Raw genomic sequence first — 14,512 nt, forward strand, 5'->3', positions numbered from 1 at the left:
ACCTGTGGTAGTTTAAGCCCCTGGCGACAACCAGAACCAAGGCCCATGACCCCCGACCAGTACTGTCAGGAAAAGGCCGCCGGCAGCGGCTCCAGCTTCTATTACAGCTTCCTGTTCTTACCCCCGGAACGGCGCCGGGCCATCACGGCCCTGTACGCCTTCTGTCGGGAGGTGGACGATGTGGTGGACGAGTGCCATGACCCGGCCGTGGCCCGCGCCAAGCTGGACTGGTGGCGGGAGGAAGTCACCCGCACCTTCCAGGGTCAGGCCACCCACCCGGTCTGCCAGGCGCTGCAGCCCTTGCTGGAACGCTTCAACCTGCCGCAGGAGCATTTCCGGGAAATCATCGACGGCATGCAGATGGATCTGGACCATGATGCCTATCCCACCTTTACGGAACTCTCCCTGTATTGCTATCGAGTGGCTTCGGTGGTGGGTCTGATGTCGGCGGAGATCTTCGGCTACGAGGATCGCCGGACCACCCGCTACGCCCACGATCTGGGCATGGCCTTCCAGCTCACCAACATCCTCAGGGACGTGCTGGAAGATGCCCGGCGAGGCCGCCTCTACATCCCCCTGGATGAACTCAAGCAGTTCGACGTACAGCCGGTGGACCTGCAAAGACCCCAGACCTCCGAACACCTCCAGGCCCTGTTCGCCTTTCAGGCGGACCGCGCCCGGGAGTACTACCGCCGCGCCTTCGAGCATCTGCCGGAGGGTGATCGCTATGCCCAGCGCCCCGGCATCATCATGGCGGGCATCTACCGCACCCTGCTGGATGAGATTGCCGCCGACGGCTACCGGGTGCTGGAACAGCGGGTCCGGCTGACGCCCCTGAGAAAATTCTGGATCGCTTGGCGGATTGCCCGGCAGGAAAAACGTCGTCACAGAAAGGCCGGACGGCAATGAACCACCCTGATACCGACATCTGTATCGTGGGCGCCGGCTGGGCCGGGCTGAGCGCGGCGGTGCAGCTGGCCCAGGCGGGTCGACAGGTCACGGTACTGGAAGCGGCCCGAACCCTGGGGGGACGGGCACGGCAGGTGGACCTGGACGGTCTTCCCCTGGATAACGGCCAGCATCTGCTGCTGGGCGCCTATACCCATGTCCTGCGGATGATCGAAACCATGGGTCTGCAGGAGTCCCGTATCTTCCTGCGCCTGCCCCTGGACCTGAGCATGCGGGAATCGGGGATGCCGGAACTGTCCCTGTCCAGCCTGTTCCTCCCGGCCCCCTTCCATCTACTGGCCGGGCTGCTCACCGCCCGCGGCATGCCCGGCAAGGACCGCCTGCAGGCCCTGCCCGGCCTGGCGCGGCTGATGCGGTGGAAGGGTCCGGAAGACATGCCGGTATCCCGACTGCTGCATGAACACAAGCAACCCGACACACTGATCCGGCAGCTCTGGATCCCCCTGTGTCTGGCCACCCTCAACACCCATCCCGCCGAAGCCTCGGCCCGGCTGTTCACCGCTGTGCTGCAGGGTACCTTCTCCGGTCATCGCAGCCATGCGGACTTGCTGATTCCCAAGGTCAGCCTGAGCGAGGTCCTGCCGGAGCCTGCCCGCCGCCATCTGGAATCCCTGGGTGGGGCGGTCATCACCGGCGCCCGGGTCCAGGCCGTGCAGCGCGACGGCCACGGTTTCCGGCTGCAGCTGCGGGAAGGGGAGGCATATCGGTGCCGGCAAGTGATTCTGGCCACGCCCCACGGGATCGCCGCCCAGCTGCTGACCGATTTTCCCGCCCTGGCGGAGACGGCTGCCAATCTTGAAGCCCTGCCCTGCGAACCCATCTGCACCGTCTACCTGCGCTATCCGGAAGACACCCGCCTGAGCACGCCTTTCCACGGCATGCTGGGCACCACCGGACAATGGGTCTTCGACCGGCGCTTCACCGGCCAGCCCGGGGTCATGGCGGTGGTCATCTCGGCCTCCGGCCCGCACATGGACCTGGACAATCAGGCCCTGGCGGCCCAGATCCAGGCTGAGTTGCACATGCTCTTTCCCGCCTGGCCCACCCCCCTGCAGCACTGGGTGATCCGGGAAAAGCAGGCCACCTTCAAGGCGGCGGTGAACTGCGACCAACTGCGCCCCGGCAATCGCACCGCCGAGACCGGCCTCTGGCTGGCAGGCGACTACACGGCCAACGGCTTGCCGGCCACCCTCGAAGGGGCGATCATCAGTGGTCTGGAATGCGCCGAATCACTGCTGCAATCGAATGATTCAACCACGGAATACCCATGATCCCGCAACAACTGCTCACCTATTCTCCGGCCCCGGATCTGCTCAAGGACCGGGTCATCCTGGTGACCGGTGCCACGGGCGGCATCGGCCGTACCCTGTCTCTGACCTGCGCCGCCCATGGCGCCACCGTGATCCTGCTGGACAAAGTGATCAAGTCACTGGAAAAGGTCTACGACGAGATCGAAGCCGCCGGTGGTCCCCAGCCGGCCATCTACCCCATGAACCTGGAAGGTGCCACCGCCAAGGACTATCAGGATCTGGCGGAGAACGTGGGCAACGAGTTTGGCCGTCTGGACGGTCTGGTCCACAATGCCGCTTTCGTGGGCTACCTGACCCCACTCAAGCACTATGACCTGGAGCTGTGGGCCAAGGTCATGACAGTGAACCTGCATGCCCCCTTCCTACTCACTCACGCGGTGCTGCCGCTGCTGGAACAATCCCCTGACCCGGCCGTGGTGTTCTCCACCCATGACTGCCAGAAGGCATACTGGGGAGGATTCGGGGTGGCCAAGGCAGGACAGCAAGGCCTGATGGACATTCTGGCCAAGGAGTATCAGGGGGACCGCAAGATGCGGGTCAACGGCGTAGACACCGGCCCGATCCGCAGCCGGTTGCGGGCGGAGCAGTATCCGGGTGAGGACCCCACCACGCTGGCCACCCCTGAAGAGGTCATCGGGCCGTATCTGTATCTGCTGGGACCGGACGCCGGTCAGACCACGGGACAGAACCTCAAGCTGGCCTGACACATCGCCCGCAAGGGGCAGCTTTCGCAACGGGGCCGGGGCCGGCAAAAGGTCTTGCCGTGGGCGACGATCAGGGCATGGAACTCGTTCAGGGCTGGGACATCCTCCCCCAGCACCGCCTCGACTCCGGTCCTGAGCACGTCATAGGGCTCATCTCCCCCGGCCAGTTCCAGGCGGGCAAACAGGCGCCGGGTATAGGCGTCCACCACGAACACCGGCCGCTCAAAGGCGTACAGCAGGATGTCGTCCGCCGTCTCCGGCCCCACGCCCTTCACCGACAGCAATCCCCGGCGCAGGGCCTCGGTGGACCAGCCCCGCAGGGCGGTCTCCCCGCCCTGCTCCAGATACCAACAGCAGAAGGCCTGAAGCCGCCCCGCCTTGACGTTGAAATATCCGGAAGGCCGGATCAGACCGGCAAGATCATTGCGAGACAGGGCCGCCAGGCTCTCCGCGTCCAGCACTTCGGCCGCTTTGAGGTTGGCGATGGCCCGCTCCACGTTGGTCCAGGCGGTATTCTGGGTGAGGATCGCCCCCACCATCACCTCGAAAGGCGTCTCCCCCGGCCACCAGTGCATCGGCCCGTAATGGGCCGATAGCCGTTCCAGGACCGGATGAAGACGCTCCGGATTCACCGCCCGGGGGCTCGACGGGTCTTGGGAGGACGGATGATGCGCGCCTTGCGGGGCGGCTTCCAGGACAGGCCCGCCTGCTGATACAGGGCCTTCATCTCCTGGGACTCCAGCTCCCGCCAACGGCCCAGGCGCAGCCCGGTCCCCAGCTGGATGCAGCCGTAGCGTACCCGGATCAGGCGGCTGACGGTGATGCCCTGGGACTCCCACAGGCGCCGCACCTCACGGTTGCGGCCTTCCTTGAGGGTCACGTGGTACCAGTGATTGGCGCCGGTACCCCCAGCCTCCCGGATATCATCGAAGCGGGCCGGGCCATCCTCCAACTCCACGCCGGCCAGCAGCCGCTGGATTACCGCCGGTTCCACCGCGCCCAGCACCCGCACGGCGTATTCCCGCTCCACCTCGGTGGAAGGATGCATGAGCCGGTTAGCCAGCTCGCCGTCGGTGGTGAACAGCAACAATCCGGAGGTGTTGAGGTCCAGCCGGCCGATGCTCACCCACCGGCCCTGGCGCAGCCGGGGCAGGTGTTCGAACACGGTGGGGCGACCTTCGGGGTCGGAGCGGGTGGTCACTTCCCCTTCCGGCTTGTGATAGACCACCACCCGTTGTGCGGGGGCCTCCACTGAGACGGGGCGCCCGCGCACGGCGATCTGGTCTTCCGGGCCGGCCTGATCCCCTAACTGGGCCACCTTGCCGTTGACGGTCACCAGGCCCTGGGCGATCCAGCGCTCCACCTCTCGACGTGAACCCAGACCCGCCTGGGCCAGCAATTTGTGGAGACGTTCGGTCATGATGTGTTATCCATCGCTGTCAAACCGGTAGTGTACTGATCCGCCCCCCCTTTCCGCCACAGGACGATCCGCCATGAGCGACACCCGCGACTTCATTCCACTGGACATCGCCGTACTGACGGTCTCCGATTCACGCACCCTGGCGGAGGATACCTCCGGGCAGGTGCTGGTGGACGGGCTGACCCAGGCGGGGCATCGGGCAGCCGACCGGCAACGGGTGGCGGACGACATCTACCAGATCAGGGCCGTGGTCTCGGCCTGGATTGCCGACCCGGAGATTCAGGTGATTCTCACCACCGGCGGCACCGGCATCACCGGTCGGGACGGGACACCGGAGGCGGTGGCGCCCCTGCTGGACAAGGAAATCGAGGGGTTCGGCGAGCTGTTCCGGATGCTCTCCCACGAGGAAATCGGCACCTCCGCCCTGCAGTCCCGGGCTCTGGCGGGGGTGGCCAACGGCACCTATGTGTTCTGTCTGCCCGGCTCTTCCGGTGCCTGCCGCACCGCCTGGACCCGGCTGATCCAGTCCCAGCTTGACCACCGGACCCGGCCCTGCAACCTGGTGGTGCTGATGCCCCGGCTGAAGGAGCAATAGGGCTCTGCCCCTCATTTCCGACCCTGCTCCCCCGAGGGGGGAAGCGGGTCAAGGGCTGAGCCCAGGTCCCTTAGTGCCATCAAACTGGGCAACTCATCCAGGGACGACAGATTGAAATAGTCCAGAAACCGGGGTGTCGTCCCGTACAGGGCCGGCCGCCCCGGCACCTCCTTATGACCCAGCACACTCACCCACTCCCGTTCCGTCAGGGTCTTGATGATCTGGGTGCTCACCGTCACCCCGCGCACTGCCTCGATCTCCGCCCGGGTGATGGGCTGACGGTAAGCAATCAGGGCCAGGGTCTCCAGCAGGGCGCGGGAATAGCGGGGCGGCCGTTCTTCCCACAGACGGGCGATCCAGGGCGAGAGCGACTCCCGCACCTGGAAACGGTAGCCGCTGCCCACCTGACGCAACTCGTAGCCCCGGTCGTCACAGGCCTGGGCCAGGGCATCCAGGGCCTTGCGCAGTTCGGCCCGGGAAGGCCGCTCGGCGTCCTCGAACAGCCGTTCCATCTGTTCCAGGGAGAGGGGGCGATCAGCGGCCAGAAGGGCGCCTTCCAGAATGCGGCAGAGCAGTTCAGGTGTCATGGGCAACATCGGCGCGTCTTGCCGCGCTCAGATAGATGGGGGCAAACAGTTCCGCCTGCGCCAGCTCCACCAGATGGGCCTTGAGCAGTTCCAGCACCGCCAGGAAGGTGACCACCACCCCCCGCCGGCCTTCTTCCAAGGTGAAGAGGGCCGCGAACGGCACCGGCCCTTGCCCCAGGGCTTCCAGCACCCGGGACATGCGCTCGCGCACCGACAGGGGTTCCCGCCGGATCTGGTGATGAGTGAACATATCCGCCCGCTGCAGCACCTCGCGCAGGGCCAGCAACAACTCGTCCAGCCCCACCTCCGGCAGCGGTCGCTCACCCGTGAGCGGCGGCGGCGCCAGGGTGGCCGGGAAGAGGTCCCGCTCCAGCCTGGGCAGGTCATCCAGGTCCTGTGCCGCCTGCTTGAACTGTTCGTATTCCTGCAACCGCCGCACCAGTTCGGCACGGGGGTCGTCCTCATCCTCCACCGCGGCGGACCGGGGCAGCAGCATGCGTGACTTGATCTCCGCCAGCATGGCCGCCATCACCAGATACTCCGCCGCCAGTTCCAGACGCATCTCCTGCATCAGCTCGATATACCCCATGTACTGGCGGGTGATCTCGGCAATGGGGATGTCCAGGATATCCAGGTTCTGACGCTTGATCAGGTACAAGAGCAGATCCAGCGGCCCCTCGAAGGTCTCCAGGAAGACCTCCAGGGCATCCGGTGGGATGTACAGATCCCGGGGCACCAGGGTTAGCGGCTCCCCTCGGACAATGGCCAGAGGCGGACCCTCGGCCTGCCCGGCACCGTCCGGCGCCGGTGACAGGGCCGCGGGTTCGGCATTCATCGGTAAGCCAACCCCATGCTGCGCCGGACTTCGTCCAGCGTGTCCCGGGCGATGTCGCGGGCGGCCTCACAGCCTTCCGCCACCACGGACCGGACCAGGTTCGGATCGGCCTCGTATTCGCGGGCACGGGCCTGCATGGGCCGCAGTTCGTCAAGCACCGCATCCACCACCGGCTGCTTGCATTCCAGACAGCCGATGCCGGCACTGCGACACCCCTCCTGCACCCACTGATGGACATCCTCGCCGGTGTAGATCTGGTGCAGGGACCAGACCGGGCACTTGTCCGGATTGCCGGGATCGGTGCGACGCACTCGGGCCGGGTCCGTCGGCATGGTGCGAACCTTTTTCTCCACCTCTGTCGGCTCATCCCGCAGGGAGATGGTGTTGCCGTAGGACTTGGACATCTTCTGGCCGTCCAGGCCCGGCATCTTGGAGGCCTTGGTGAGCATGGGATGGGGCTCGGGCAGGATGATACGTCCGCTGCCTTCCAGATAGCCGAACAGACGCTCCCGGTCTCCCAGGGAGATGTTCTGCTGGCTCTCCAGCAGGGCGCGGGCCACGTCCAGGGCCTCGTCCTCGCCCTGCTCCTGATAGCGGCGACGCAGATCCCGGTACATGCGGGCGTTCTTCTTGCCCATCTTGTTGGCGGCCGCCTCGGCCTTTTCTTCGAAGCCGGGTTCGCGCCCATAGAGATGGTTGAAGCGACGCGCCACCTCGCGGGTGATTTCCAGATGGGCCACCTGGTCCTCGCCCACCGGTACTAAACCCGCCTTGTAGATGAGGATGTCCGCGCTCTGCAGCAGCGGATAGCCCAAAAAACCGTAGGTGGCCAGGTCCTTTTCCTTGAGTTTTTCCTGCTGATCCTTGTAGGTGGGCACCCGCTCCAGCCAGCCCAGGGGGGTGATCATGGACAGCAGCAGATGCAGTTCCGCATGTTCCGGCACCCGGGACTGAATGAAGATGCGCGCCGAACCGGGGCTCACGCCCGCCGCCAGCCAGTCCACCACCATGTCCCAGACGCTCTCGCCGAGGATGCTCGGATCTTCGTAATGGGTGGTGAGGGCGTGCCAGTCGGCCACGAAGAACAGACATTCGTAGGAATGCTGCAATTCGACCCAGTTCTTGAGGACGCCGTGATAATGACCCAGATGCAGTCGGCCCGTCGGGCGCATGCCGGACAGGACGCGCTGATTTTGTGCAGGCAGGGAACTCAAGTGGACTCCTTGGGTGTGTTCAGTCGCAGGGGTTTGAAGGGAAAGGGTGCTACATGCGCCATGACGGCAGCGCAAACAGGGTCTGGATCAGGTCCACGAAGAACCCGAAGACAGGAAGGAGGATCGCCCACAGCACGCCCGTGAGCAACAGACCCAGGACGATCACCAGACCATAGGGCTCCACACGCTCGTAGCGGGCGGCGATCCGGGCCGGCAGGAAACCGGCCACCACCCGCCCCCCGTCCAGAGGCGGGATGGGTAATAGATTCAGCACCATCAGCAGGATGTTGATGGTGATCCCCGCCATGCCCATGTAGATCAGCGGCACGGCCGCCCAGTCGAAGGACCCCTGCAACAGCAGGCCGATCTTGATCATCAGCGCCCAGAACAGGGCCATGAGCAGGTTGGCGGTGGGGCCGGCGGCGGCCACGATGGCCATGTCCCGCTGGGGATTGCGCAGATTCCGGGTGTTCACCGGCACCGGCTTGGCCCAGCCGAAGACAAAGGGAGGCGCCGGGGTCAGGGCCGTGAAGATCAAAAGACCGATGGGCACGGCGATGGTCCCCACCGGATCGATGTGCTTGATGGGGTTGACGGTCAGACGACCCAGCATCTTGGCGGTGGGGTCTCCCAGCTGCTTGGCCACCCAGCCGTGGGAAGCCTCGTGCAGGGTAATGGCGAACAGCACCGGCAGGGCCCAGATGGCGATGATCTGCAGGATACCGTCCATCAGCCGCTCCTCCGTATCGCCACCGGCATCACTCCTCCACCCCGGGAGGCACTTCGCCCTTGCCGCGACGCACCAGTCGGGGGACATCGCTTTCCATATCGATCACGGTGGTGGGCTCCAGGCCACAGGGACCCCCATCGATGATCAGGTCAACCTGGGGGGACAGGCGTTCCTGAATCTCGTAGAGGTCGGTCAGCGGCAGATCATCGCCGGGCATCTCCAGACTGCTGCTCATGAGCGGCTGGCCCAGGGACTTGAGCATGGCCTGGGTGATGGGATGATCCGGCACCCGCAGACCCACGCTCTTGCGTTTGGGGTGCTGCAGCCGTCGGGGCACCTCATGAGTGGCCTTGAGCAGGAAGGCGTAGGGACCGGGGGTGAGGCTCTTGAGCAGTCGGTAGGACGTATTGCCTACTTTGGCATAGGTGGCGATCTCGGACAGATCGCGACAGACCAGAGTGAGGTAATACTGTTCATCCAGCTGGCGGATGCGACGGATGCGCTCCATGCCGGACTTGTTGCCGATGGCGCAACCCAGGGCATAACAGGAATCCGTGGGGTAGACGATGACCCCTCCGCCCTGTACCACCTCCACCACCTGCTGGATCAGGCGGGGCTGGGGGTCTACCGGATGGATCTCGATCACGCGGCTCATGGCAATTCCAGGTTGTTCGGTATCGGAGGTTGATTTTATCAGACCTGCGGGCTTGTGCCCGAATGATCTTGGCAGTTCTGAAAAAGCCAACCCTTCACGGCCATCCCCTCGTCACCGTCATTCCCTCCTCACCGTCATTCCCCCTCACCGTCATTCCCTCCTCACCGTCATTCCCTCCTCACCGTCATTCCCGCGAAAGCGGGAATCCAGGGGTGTCTGTCGGCCCCGCACTGGATTCCCGCTTTCGCGGGAATGACGTAGTTCTGGACCGTAGCGTCCTCAGCCTTCAGGAATGACGCAGTTCTGGATCGTAGAGTCCTCAGCCGTCAGGAATGACGTAGTTCTGGACCGTAGCGTCCTCGGCCATCAGGAATGACTGGGTTCCGAACTATAAATCCTCAACCACGCGGGAACGAAGTCCTAACTGAATTTGGTGACCCGTACCCTGTGCCGACCCGCCGCCATGCGCTACCCTAAGCGCCATGATCCATCAACCAGGGAACCCCATCGATGCTCTACGCCATCATCAGTCAGGACGTGGAAGACAGCCTGGAGCAGCGCCGCGGCGCCCGGCCCGCCCACCTGGAACGCCTGCAGATCCTGCAGGATGCGGGGCGTCTGGTACTGGCCGGACCTCACCCGACCCTGGACACGGAAGACCCCGGCCCGGCGGGATTCACCGGCAGCCTGGTGGTTGCCGAATTCGATTCCCTGGATGCCGCCAAGGCCTGGGCCGACGCGGACCCTTATGTGGCGGCCGGTGTCTATGCCCAGGTGATCGTCAAGCCCTTCAAGCAGGTGTTTCCCTGATCCCCCTGCCTGGAACCCGCCCATTTCAACAAGGACCCCATTGCAGATGCACCCCTTCAAGCTGATTCCCCTGGCAGCCGCCCTGGCCTTCACGCTGTCGGCCTGCTCCGGCAACGACCCCGAAACAACGATCGATGCCGGGCGCGGCGAGCCGGTGGCCATGGTCAACGACACCCCCATCTATGAAAGTGATCTGGCCGACTTTCTGTCGCTGAGCCGCATGTCCGGCCACCAGGGTGGCATGCAACCCCCGGAGATGGCTCTAAATGAGCTGATCAACATGGAACTGCTGCGCCAGACAGCGGTGAAGGCCGGCCTGGACAAGGAACCCGAGGTGATGCGCCAGATGGAGCGCATGCGCACCAATCTGCTGATCAATGCCCAGGTGGAGCGGTACCTGCAGAACCTGCGCTTCACCGAGGCGGATCTGCGCGCCGAATATGATCGCCAGGTGGCGGAGATGGACACCCAGGAGTTCAGGGCCCGTCATATCCTGGTGGCGACAGAGGAAGAAGCCGCCGCCCTGATCGCACGCATCAAGGCGGGAGAAGACTTTGCGACCCTGGCCCGGGAACATTCAGAGGATGGCTCCGCCGCCGCCGGCGGTGACCTGGGCTGGTTCAGTCGGGACATGATGGTCCCGGATTTTTCCGATGCAGTACTGGCGTTGGGCGATGGCCAGTTCACCCAGGAACCGGTGGAAACGGAATTCGGCTGGCATGTCATCCTGCGGGAAGGCGCCCGGGAGAGCGAGCCGCCGGCCTTTGAAGGCGTACAGGACCAGTTGGAACAGATCCTGACCCGGCAGTCCCTGCAGGATTATGTGGACGGGCTGTGGCAGGACGCGCAGGTGGAGGTGTTTGAGGATCGCCTGATGCGCTGATCCCGTCTTGTGTGTGCGGCCCTTCTCCCCCGAGGGGAGAGGGGAGCAAGACAAGCCCCTCGCCCTTTGGGAGAGGGGTTGGGGTGAGGGAAAAGAGGACTCAGGCCTCCTGAATCAAGCCGGATAGCAGCGCCGTCTGGGTGCGCATCAAGGCCTCGTCACCCCGTGATTCCACATTCAGCCGGATCACCGGCTCCGTGTTGGAACCCCGCAGGTTGAAGCGCCAGTCGCCAAACCCCATGCTCAGGCCGTCTGTGTCATCCTCTTCCAGGGCCCGACCCCGGAATGCCGAGCCAATTCGGGCAATGGTCCGCCCTACATCGACCACCCGGAAATTGATCTCGCCGCTGCAGGGAAAGGCCTGCATCCGCTCATCCACCAGGGCCGAGAGGGGCTGGCCGGTCCGGCACAGGCGCTCGGCCACCAGCAGCCAGGGGATCATGCCGCTGTCGCAGTAGGCAAAGTCCCGAAAGTAATGATGGGCCGACATCTCCCCGCCATAGAGGGCATCTTCAAGACGCATCCGCTCCTTGATGAAGGCATGTCCGGTCTTGCTCATCACCGGCACCCCGCCGGCTGCCTGCACCATCTCCAGCGTGTTCCAGGTCAGACGGGGATCATGGACGATCTTCTCTCCCGGAGAACGTTCCAGCAACTGGGCCGCCAATAGTCCCACCACGTAATAGCCTTCCACGAACCGGCCCTGCTCATCGAACAGGAAACAGCGGTCAAAGTCACCATCCCAGGCGATCCCCAGATCCGCCCCGTGGGCCTTCACCGCGTCGGCGGTGGCGCTGCGATTGTCCGGCAGCAGGGGATTGGGAATGCCATTGGGGAACCGACCGTCCGGCTCATGGTGCACCCGGGTTACCCGGAAGGGCAGCCGGGCGGCCAGGGCATCGAAGGTGGGACCAGCGGCCCCATTGCCCGCATTCACCACCAGATGCAGGGGCTTGAGCACCGTCCCATCCACCAGACCCAGTACCCGTTCCACATAGCCGGGCAACACGTCCAGCGGCTCATCCCGTCCCGCTTGAACACCGGCCTCGACCGGGACGGGATCACGGGCCAGTACCTCGATCTCGTTCAGACCGCTGTCACCGCTGACGGGCACGGCGCCCGCCTGCACCAGCTTCATGCCGTTGTAGTCCATGGGATTGTGGCTGGCGGTGACCATGATGCCGCCCCCCATGCCGTGCAGTGACGCGGCATGGTAGACGGTCTCCGTGCCGCACAGGCCCAGGGATCGGGTATCCACCCCGGCCTCATTCAACCCCTGCACCAGCGCTCGCGCCAGCGCCGGACTGCTCAGACGGATGTCCTCCCCCACCGCCACCGGCCCCGCCGGGCGGATGACACGGGCATAGGCCCGACCGATGCGCCGGGCCAGTTCCGGATTCAGTTCATCGGGGACACGACCGCGGATGTCATAGGCCTTGAAACAGGCAAGACGCTCAGTCATTCAATCATCCTTATGCTGACACCAGGAAAAGGATCAGACCCGGTAGAAATCCCGATACCAGCGCACGAAGTTTTCCACCCCCTGCTCCACCGGCGTGCAAGGTCGATAGCCCACGTCTTTCGCCAGGTCCTGCACGTCTGCGTAGGTATCCGGCACATCTCCCGGCTGCAGGGGCAGCAGGTTCTTTTCCGCCTTCATGCCCAGGCAGTCTTCCAGCACCTGGATGTAGTGGAGCAGTTCCACCGGCTGATTGTTGCCGATGTTGTAGAGCCGGTAGGGGGCAAAGCTGGTGGCGGAGTCGGGGTCGGCTCCGGACCAGGCAGGGTTCGGTGCCGCCACCCGGTCCAGGGTACGGATCACCCCTTCCACGATGTCATCAATGTAGGTGAAGTCCCGGCGATGGCGACCGTAGTTGAAGACATCGATGGGTTTGCCCTCCAGGATGTTGCGGGTGAACATGAACAGGGCCATGTCCGGGCGCCCCCAGGGGCCGTAGACGGTGAAGAAACGCAGCCCCACCGTGGGCAGGCCGTAGAGAGAACTGTAGGTATGGGCCATGAGTTCGTTGGCCTTCTTGCTGGCGGCGTAGAGGCTCATGGGGTGATCCACGTTGTCGTGGACGGAGAAGGGCATGGTGGTGTTGGCCCCGTAGACGGAGCTGGAGGAGGCGTAGACCAGATTCTCCACCCCGTGGTGACGGCAGCCTTCGAGGATATTGATGAACCCCACCAGGTTGGTTTCCACATAGGCGTGCGGATTCTCCAGGGAATAGCGTACCCCGGCCTGAGCCGCCAGATTCACCACCCGCTGGGGCTTGTGACGGGCGAACAGGTCTTCCATGGCGGCCCGATCGGCGATATCGGCCCGCACGTCCGTGAAGCCGGGATGGGCCTTCACCCGCTCCAGGCGGGCCAGTTTCAGGTTGACGTCGTAATAGTCGTTGAGATTATCGACACCGATGACCTCATCGCCCCGCGCCAGCAGGCGCAGGGCCAGGGCCGAGCCGATGAATCCGGCAGTGCCGGTGACCAGAATTTTCATCTACAGACTCCAGTAGGCCTGGGAGGCCCCCACCACGGACGGAGACAAGGCCGATTTCACGTCGATCAGCACGCCGCCGGAAACCAGGCGTCGGGCAAAGCTGTCGGGCCCCGCCGCCAGATAGGCCCGGTGAGGCACGGCCAGGATCAGCCCGTCCAAGTCCTGGAAGGACTCCAGGGGCGAGAGGGTCAGACCATATTCATGGTGCGCCTCCCGGGCATCTGCCAGTGGGTCGTGGATCAGGGGTTCGATGCCGAACTGACGCAGCTCCTTGATGATATCGGGCACACGGGAGTTGCGAAGATCCGGGACGTTTTCCTTGAACGTAAGCCCGAGGATACCCACCCTGCCCTGCTTCACCGGACGGTCCTGCTCGATGAGCAGCTTCACCAGGCGTTGGGCCATATAGGCCCCCATGCCGTCATTGATGCGTCGCCCGGCCAGGATCACCTGGGGGTAGTACCCCACGGCCTTGGCCTTGGTGGTGAGGTAATAGGGGTCCACCCCGATGCAGTGCCCCCCCCACCAGACCGGGACTGAAGGGCAGGAAGTTCCACTTGGTACCGGCGGCGGCCAAGACATCCCGGGTGCGGATGCCCAGACGATCGAAGATCAGCGCCAACTCGTTCATCAGGGCGATGTTCAGATCCCGCTGGGTGTTCTCGATCACCTTGGCGGCTTCGGCCACCTTGATGGTGGGTGCCCGATGCACGCCGGCCTCGACGATGCGCCCGTAGGCCTCGGCCACCCGCTCCAGCGTCGCCTCGTCCTCGCCGGAGACCACCTTCACGATGCGGGTCAGGGTATGTTCCTTATCACCGGGGTTGATGCGCTCGGGAGAATAGCCTAGCTTGAAATCCACGCCCTGACGCAAGCCGGAAATGCGGGCCAGGAGTGGTCCGCAGATCTCCTCGGTCACCCCGGGATAGACCGTGGATTCGAACACCACCACCGCTCCGGGGGACAGTACCCGCCCTACGGTCTCGCAAGCGGACAGTACCGGTCGCAGATCGGGCTGACGATTGTCATCGATGGGGGTGGGGACGGTGACCACGAAGAAGGTGGTTCCCACCAGATCCCGAGGATCGGTGGTGCATTGGAGGGTACTGGCTCCGAGTTCTTCGGGCGTGACCTCACCCGTGAAATCATGGCCTTCCCGGAGTGTGCCGACCCGACGTTCACTGATATCAAAGCCGACCGTTCCCGGATAATGGGCTGCAAACCCCATGGCCACGGGCAGCCCGACATACCCGAGACCGATGACACCGATCTTTTCGCTCATTGCGTTGGGTTCCTT

At 64.4% G+C, this 14,512-nt stretch carries 15 protein-coding genes and 1 pseudogene; 6 read left to right on the forward strand and 10 right to left on the reverse strand.

Annotation, left to right across the window (positions count from 1 at the left end; all coding sequences use genetic code 11):
- The first annotated feature begins 45 nt into the window (after window positions 1–45).
- The 3 genes from hpnD to LQ956_RS09240 are packed head-to-tail and all read left to right on the forward strand — an operon-like array spanning window position 46 to window position 2,983.
- Window positions 46–909 carry a presqualene diphosphate synthase HpnD gene (gene hpnD / locus LQ956_RS09230; RefSeq protein ID WP_238629868.1) on the forward strand — a complete coding sequence of 288 codons (864 nt, stop codon included), beginning with the start codon at window positions 46–48 and terminating at the stop codon, window positions 907–909.
- Window positions 906–2,240, forward strand: coding sequence for a hydroxysqualene dehydroxylase HpnE (gene hpnE / locus LQ956_RS09235; protein ID WP_238629869.1), 1,335 nt, complete (start codon window positions 906–908; stop codon window positions 2,238–2,240). Before hpnD ends, hpnE begins: the two co-directional genes overlap by 4 nt.
- Window positions 2,237–2,983: a YciK family oxidoreductase gene (locus LQ956_RS09240; protein WP_238621789.1), complete on the forward strand. Its 747-nt coding sequence runs from the start codon at window positions 2,237–2,239 to the stop codon at window positions 2,981–2,983. Before hpnE ends, LQ956_RS09240 begins: the two co-directional genes overlap by 4 nt.
- On the opposite strand, the gene LQ956_RS09245 is transcribed toward LQ956_RS09240, so the two are convergent.
- A complete protein-coding gene (locus LQ956_RS09245) occupies window positions 2,950–3,615 on the reverse strand; it encodes an endonuclease III domain-containing protein (protein WP_430733414.1) in 666 nt (221 codons plus the stop codon). The two genes, LQ956_RS09240 and LQ956_RS09245, sit on opposite strands and share 34 nt — an antisense overlap.
- Window positions 3,612–4,403, reverse strand: a complete 792-nt coding sequence (gene rluB / locus LQ956_RS09250) for a 23S rRNA pseudouridine(2605) synthase RluB (RefSeq protein ID WP_238629870.1) — start codon at window positions 4,401–4,403, stop codon at window positions 3,612–3,614. Before rluB ends, LQ956_RS09245 begins: the two co-directional genes overlap by 4 nt.
- A 73-nt stretch (window positions 4,404–4,476) precedes the next feature.
- Here rluB and moaB point away from each other — a divergent pair, with 73 nt between their 5' ends.
- A complete protein-coding gene (gene moaB / locus LQ956_RS09255) occupies window positions 4,477–4,998 on the forward strand; it encodes a molybdenum cofactor biosynthesis protein B (RefSeq protein WP_238629871.1) in 522 nt (173 codons plus the stop codon).
- A gap of 11 nt (window positions 4,999–5,009) precedes the next feature.
- Here moaB and scpB read toward each other — a convergent pair whose 3' ends face one another.
- The 5 genes from scpB to LQ956_RS09280 are packed head-to-tail and all read right to left on the reverse strand — an operon-like array spanning window position 5,010 to window position 9,019.
- Window positions 5,010–5,585 (reverse strand): SMC-Scp complex subunit ScpB, encoded by a 576-nt coding sequence (scpB, locus tag LQ956_RS09260; protein WP_238621786.1) that lies wholly within the window; start codon window positions 5,583–5,585, stop codon window positions 5,010–5,012.
- Complete coding sequence (locus tag LQ956_RS09265) at window positions 5,575–6,420, reverse strand: segregation and condensation protein A (protein ID WP_238621785.1); 846 nt, start codon at window positions 6,418–6,420, stop codon at window positions 5,575–5,577. The genes scpB and LQ956_RS09265 overlap by 11 nt, the downstream gene beginning before the upstream one ends.
- A complete protein-coding gene (locus LQ956_RS09270; RefSeq protein WP_255722268.1) occupies window positions 6,417–7,634 on the reverse strand; it encodes a tryptophan--tRNA ligase in 1,218 nt (405 codons plus the stop codon). Before LQ956_RS09270 ends, LQ956_RS09265 begins: the two co-directional genes overlap by 4 nt.
- Before the next feature lie 49 nt (window positions 7,635–7,683).
- The gene (locus tag LQ956_RS09275; RefSeq protein WP_238621784.1) at window positions 7,684–8,364 is read right to left on the reverse strand and encodes a site-2 protease family protein; all 681 of its coding nucleotides are present in this window, start codon (window positions 8,362–8,364) and stop codon (window positions 7,684–7,686) included.
- Window positions 8,365–8,392: 28 nt separating this feature from the next.
- Window positions 8,393–9,019 (reverse strand): L-threonylcarbamoyladenylate synthase, encoded by a 627-nt coding sequence (locus tag LQ956_RS09280; RefSeq protein ID WP_238629872.1) that lies wholly within the window; start codon window positions 9,017–9,019, stop codon window positions 8,393–8,395.
- A gap of 510 nt (window positions 9,020–9,529) precedes the next feature.
- Between LQ956_RS09280 and LQ956_RS09285 the strand changes: the two genes are divergently transcribed.
- Both LQ956_RS09285 and LQ956_RS09290 read left to right on the forward strand, forming a co-directional pair.
- A complete protein-coding gene (locus tag LQ956_RS09285; RefSeq protein WP_238629873.1) occupies window positions 9,530–9,829 on the forward strand; it encodes a YciI family protein in 300 nt (99 codons plus the stop codon).
- A 46-nt stretch (window positions 9,830–9,875) separates the two neighbouring features.
- On the forward strand, window positions 9,876–10,712 hold the full coding sequence (locus tag LQ956_RS09290) for a peptidylprolyl isomerase (protein ID WP_238621781.1): 837 nt from the start codon (window positions 9,876–9,878) through the stop codon (window positions 10,710–10,712).
- Window positions 10,713–10,812: 100 nt separating this feature from the next.
- Here the strand turns inward: LQ956_RS09290 and LQ956_RS09295 are convergent, their stop codons facing one another.
- From LQ956_RS09295 to LQ956_RS09305, 3 genes and pseudogenes are all read right to left on the reverse strand, one after another.
- Entirely contained in the window at window positions 10,813–12,174 is a 1,362-nt protein-coding gene (locus LQ956_RS09295; protein ID WP_238629874.1) for a phosphohexomutase domain-containing protein, read from the reverse strand.
- 33 nt (window positions 12,175–12,207) lie between these two features.
- Complete coding sequence (locus LQ956_RS09300; protein WP_238621779.1) at window positions 12,208–13,215, reverse strand: NAD-dependent epimerase; 1,008 nt, start codon at window positions 13,213–13,215, stop codon at window positions 12,208–12,210.
- Window positions 13,216–14,497 (reverse strand): annotated as a pseudogene (locus LQ956_RS09305) (nucleotide sugar dehydrogenase).
- Between the last annotated feature and the right edge of the window lie 15 nt (window positions 14,498–14,512).

The organism is Ectothiorhodospira lacustris, from assembly GCF_022227845.1.
In the GTDB taxonomy this organism is placed as follows: Bacteria; Pseudomonadota; Gammaproteobacteria; order Ectothiorhodospirales; family Ectothiorhodospiraceae; genus Ectothiorhodospira; species Ectothiorhodospira lacustris.

What these genes read in the sequence shown, in the direction of transcription:
- LQ956_RS09265 (WP_238621785.1), bottom strand. Translation starts at nt 6,420, where the DNA reads ATGAATGCCGAACCCGCGGCCCTGTCACCGGCGCCGGACGGTGCCGGG.
- LQ956_RS09285 (WP_238629873.1), top strand. Translation starts at nt 9,530, where the DNA reads ATGCTCTACGCCATCATCAGTCAGGACGTGGAAGACAGCCTGGAGCAG.
- LQ956_RS09240 (WP_238621789.1), top strand. Translation starts at nt 2,237, where the DNA reads ATGATCCCGCAACAACTGCTCACCTATTCTCCGGCCCCGGATCTGCTC.
- LQ956_RS09280 (WP_238629872.1), bottom strand. Translation starts at nt 9,019, where the DNA reads ATGAGCCGCGTGATCGAGATCCATCCGGTAGACCCCCAGCCCCGCCTG.
- rluB (WP_238629870.1), bottom strand. Translation starts at nt 4,403, where the DNA reads ATGACCGAACGTCTCCACAAATTGCTGGCCCAGGCGGGTCTGGGTTCA.
- LQ956_RS09275 (WP_238621784.1), bottom strand. Translation starts at nt 8,364, where the DNA reads ATGGACGGTATCCTGCAGATCATCGCCATCTGGGCCCTGCCGGTGCTG.
- LQ956_RS09300 (WP_238621779.1), bottom strand. Translation starts at nt 13,215, where the DNA reads ATGAAAATTCTGGTCACCGGCACTGCCGGATTCATCGGCTCGGCCCTG.
- hpnD (WP_238629868.1), top strand. Translation starts at nt 46, where the DNA reads ATGACCCCCGACCAGTACTGTCAGGAAAAGGCCGCCGGCAGCGGCTCC.
- hpnE (WP_238629869.1), top strand. Translation starts at nt 906, where the DNA reads ATGAACCACCCTGATACCGACATCTGTATCGTGGGCGCCGGCTGGGCC.
- LQ956_RS09290 (WP_238621781.1), top strand. Translation starts at nt 9,876, where the DNA reads ATGCACCCCTTCAAGCTGATTCCCCTGGCAGCCGCCCTGGCCTTCACG.
- moaB (WP_238629871.1), top strand. Translation starts at nt 4,477, where the DNA reads ATGAGCGACACCCGCGACTTCATTCCACTGGACATCGCCGTACTGACG.
- scpB (WP_238621786.1), bottom strand. Translation starts at nt 5,585, where the DNA reads ATGACACCTGAACTGCTCTGCCGCATTCTGGAAGGCGCCCTTCTGGCC.
- LQ956_RS09295 (WP_238629874.1), bottom strand. Translation starts at nt 12,174, where the DNA reads ATGACTGAGCGTCTTGCCTGTTTCAAGGCCTATGACATCCGCGGTCGT.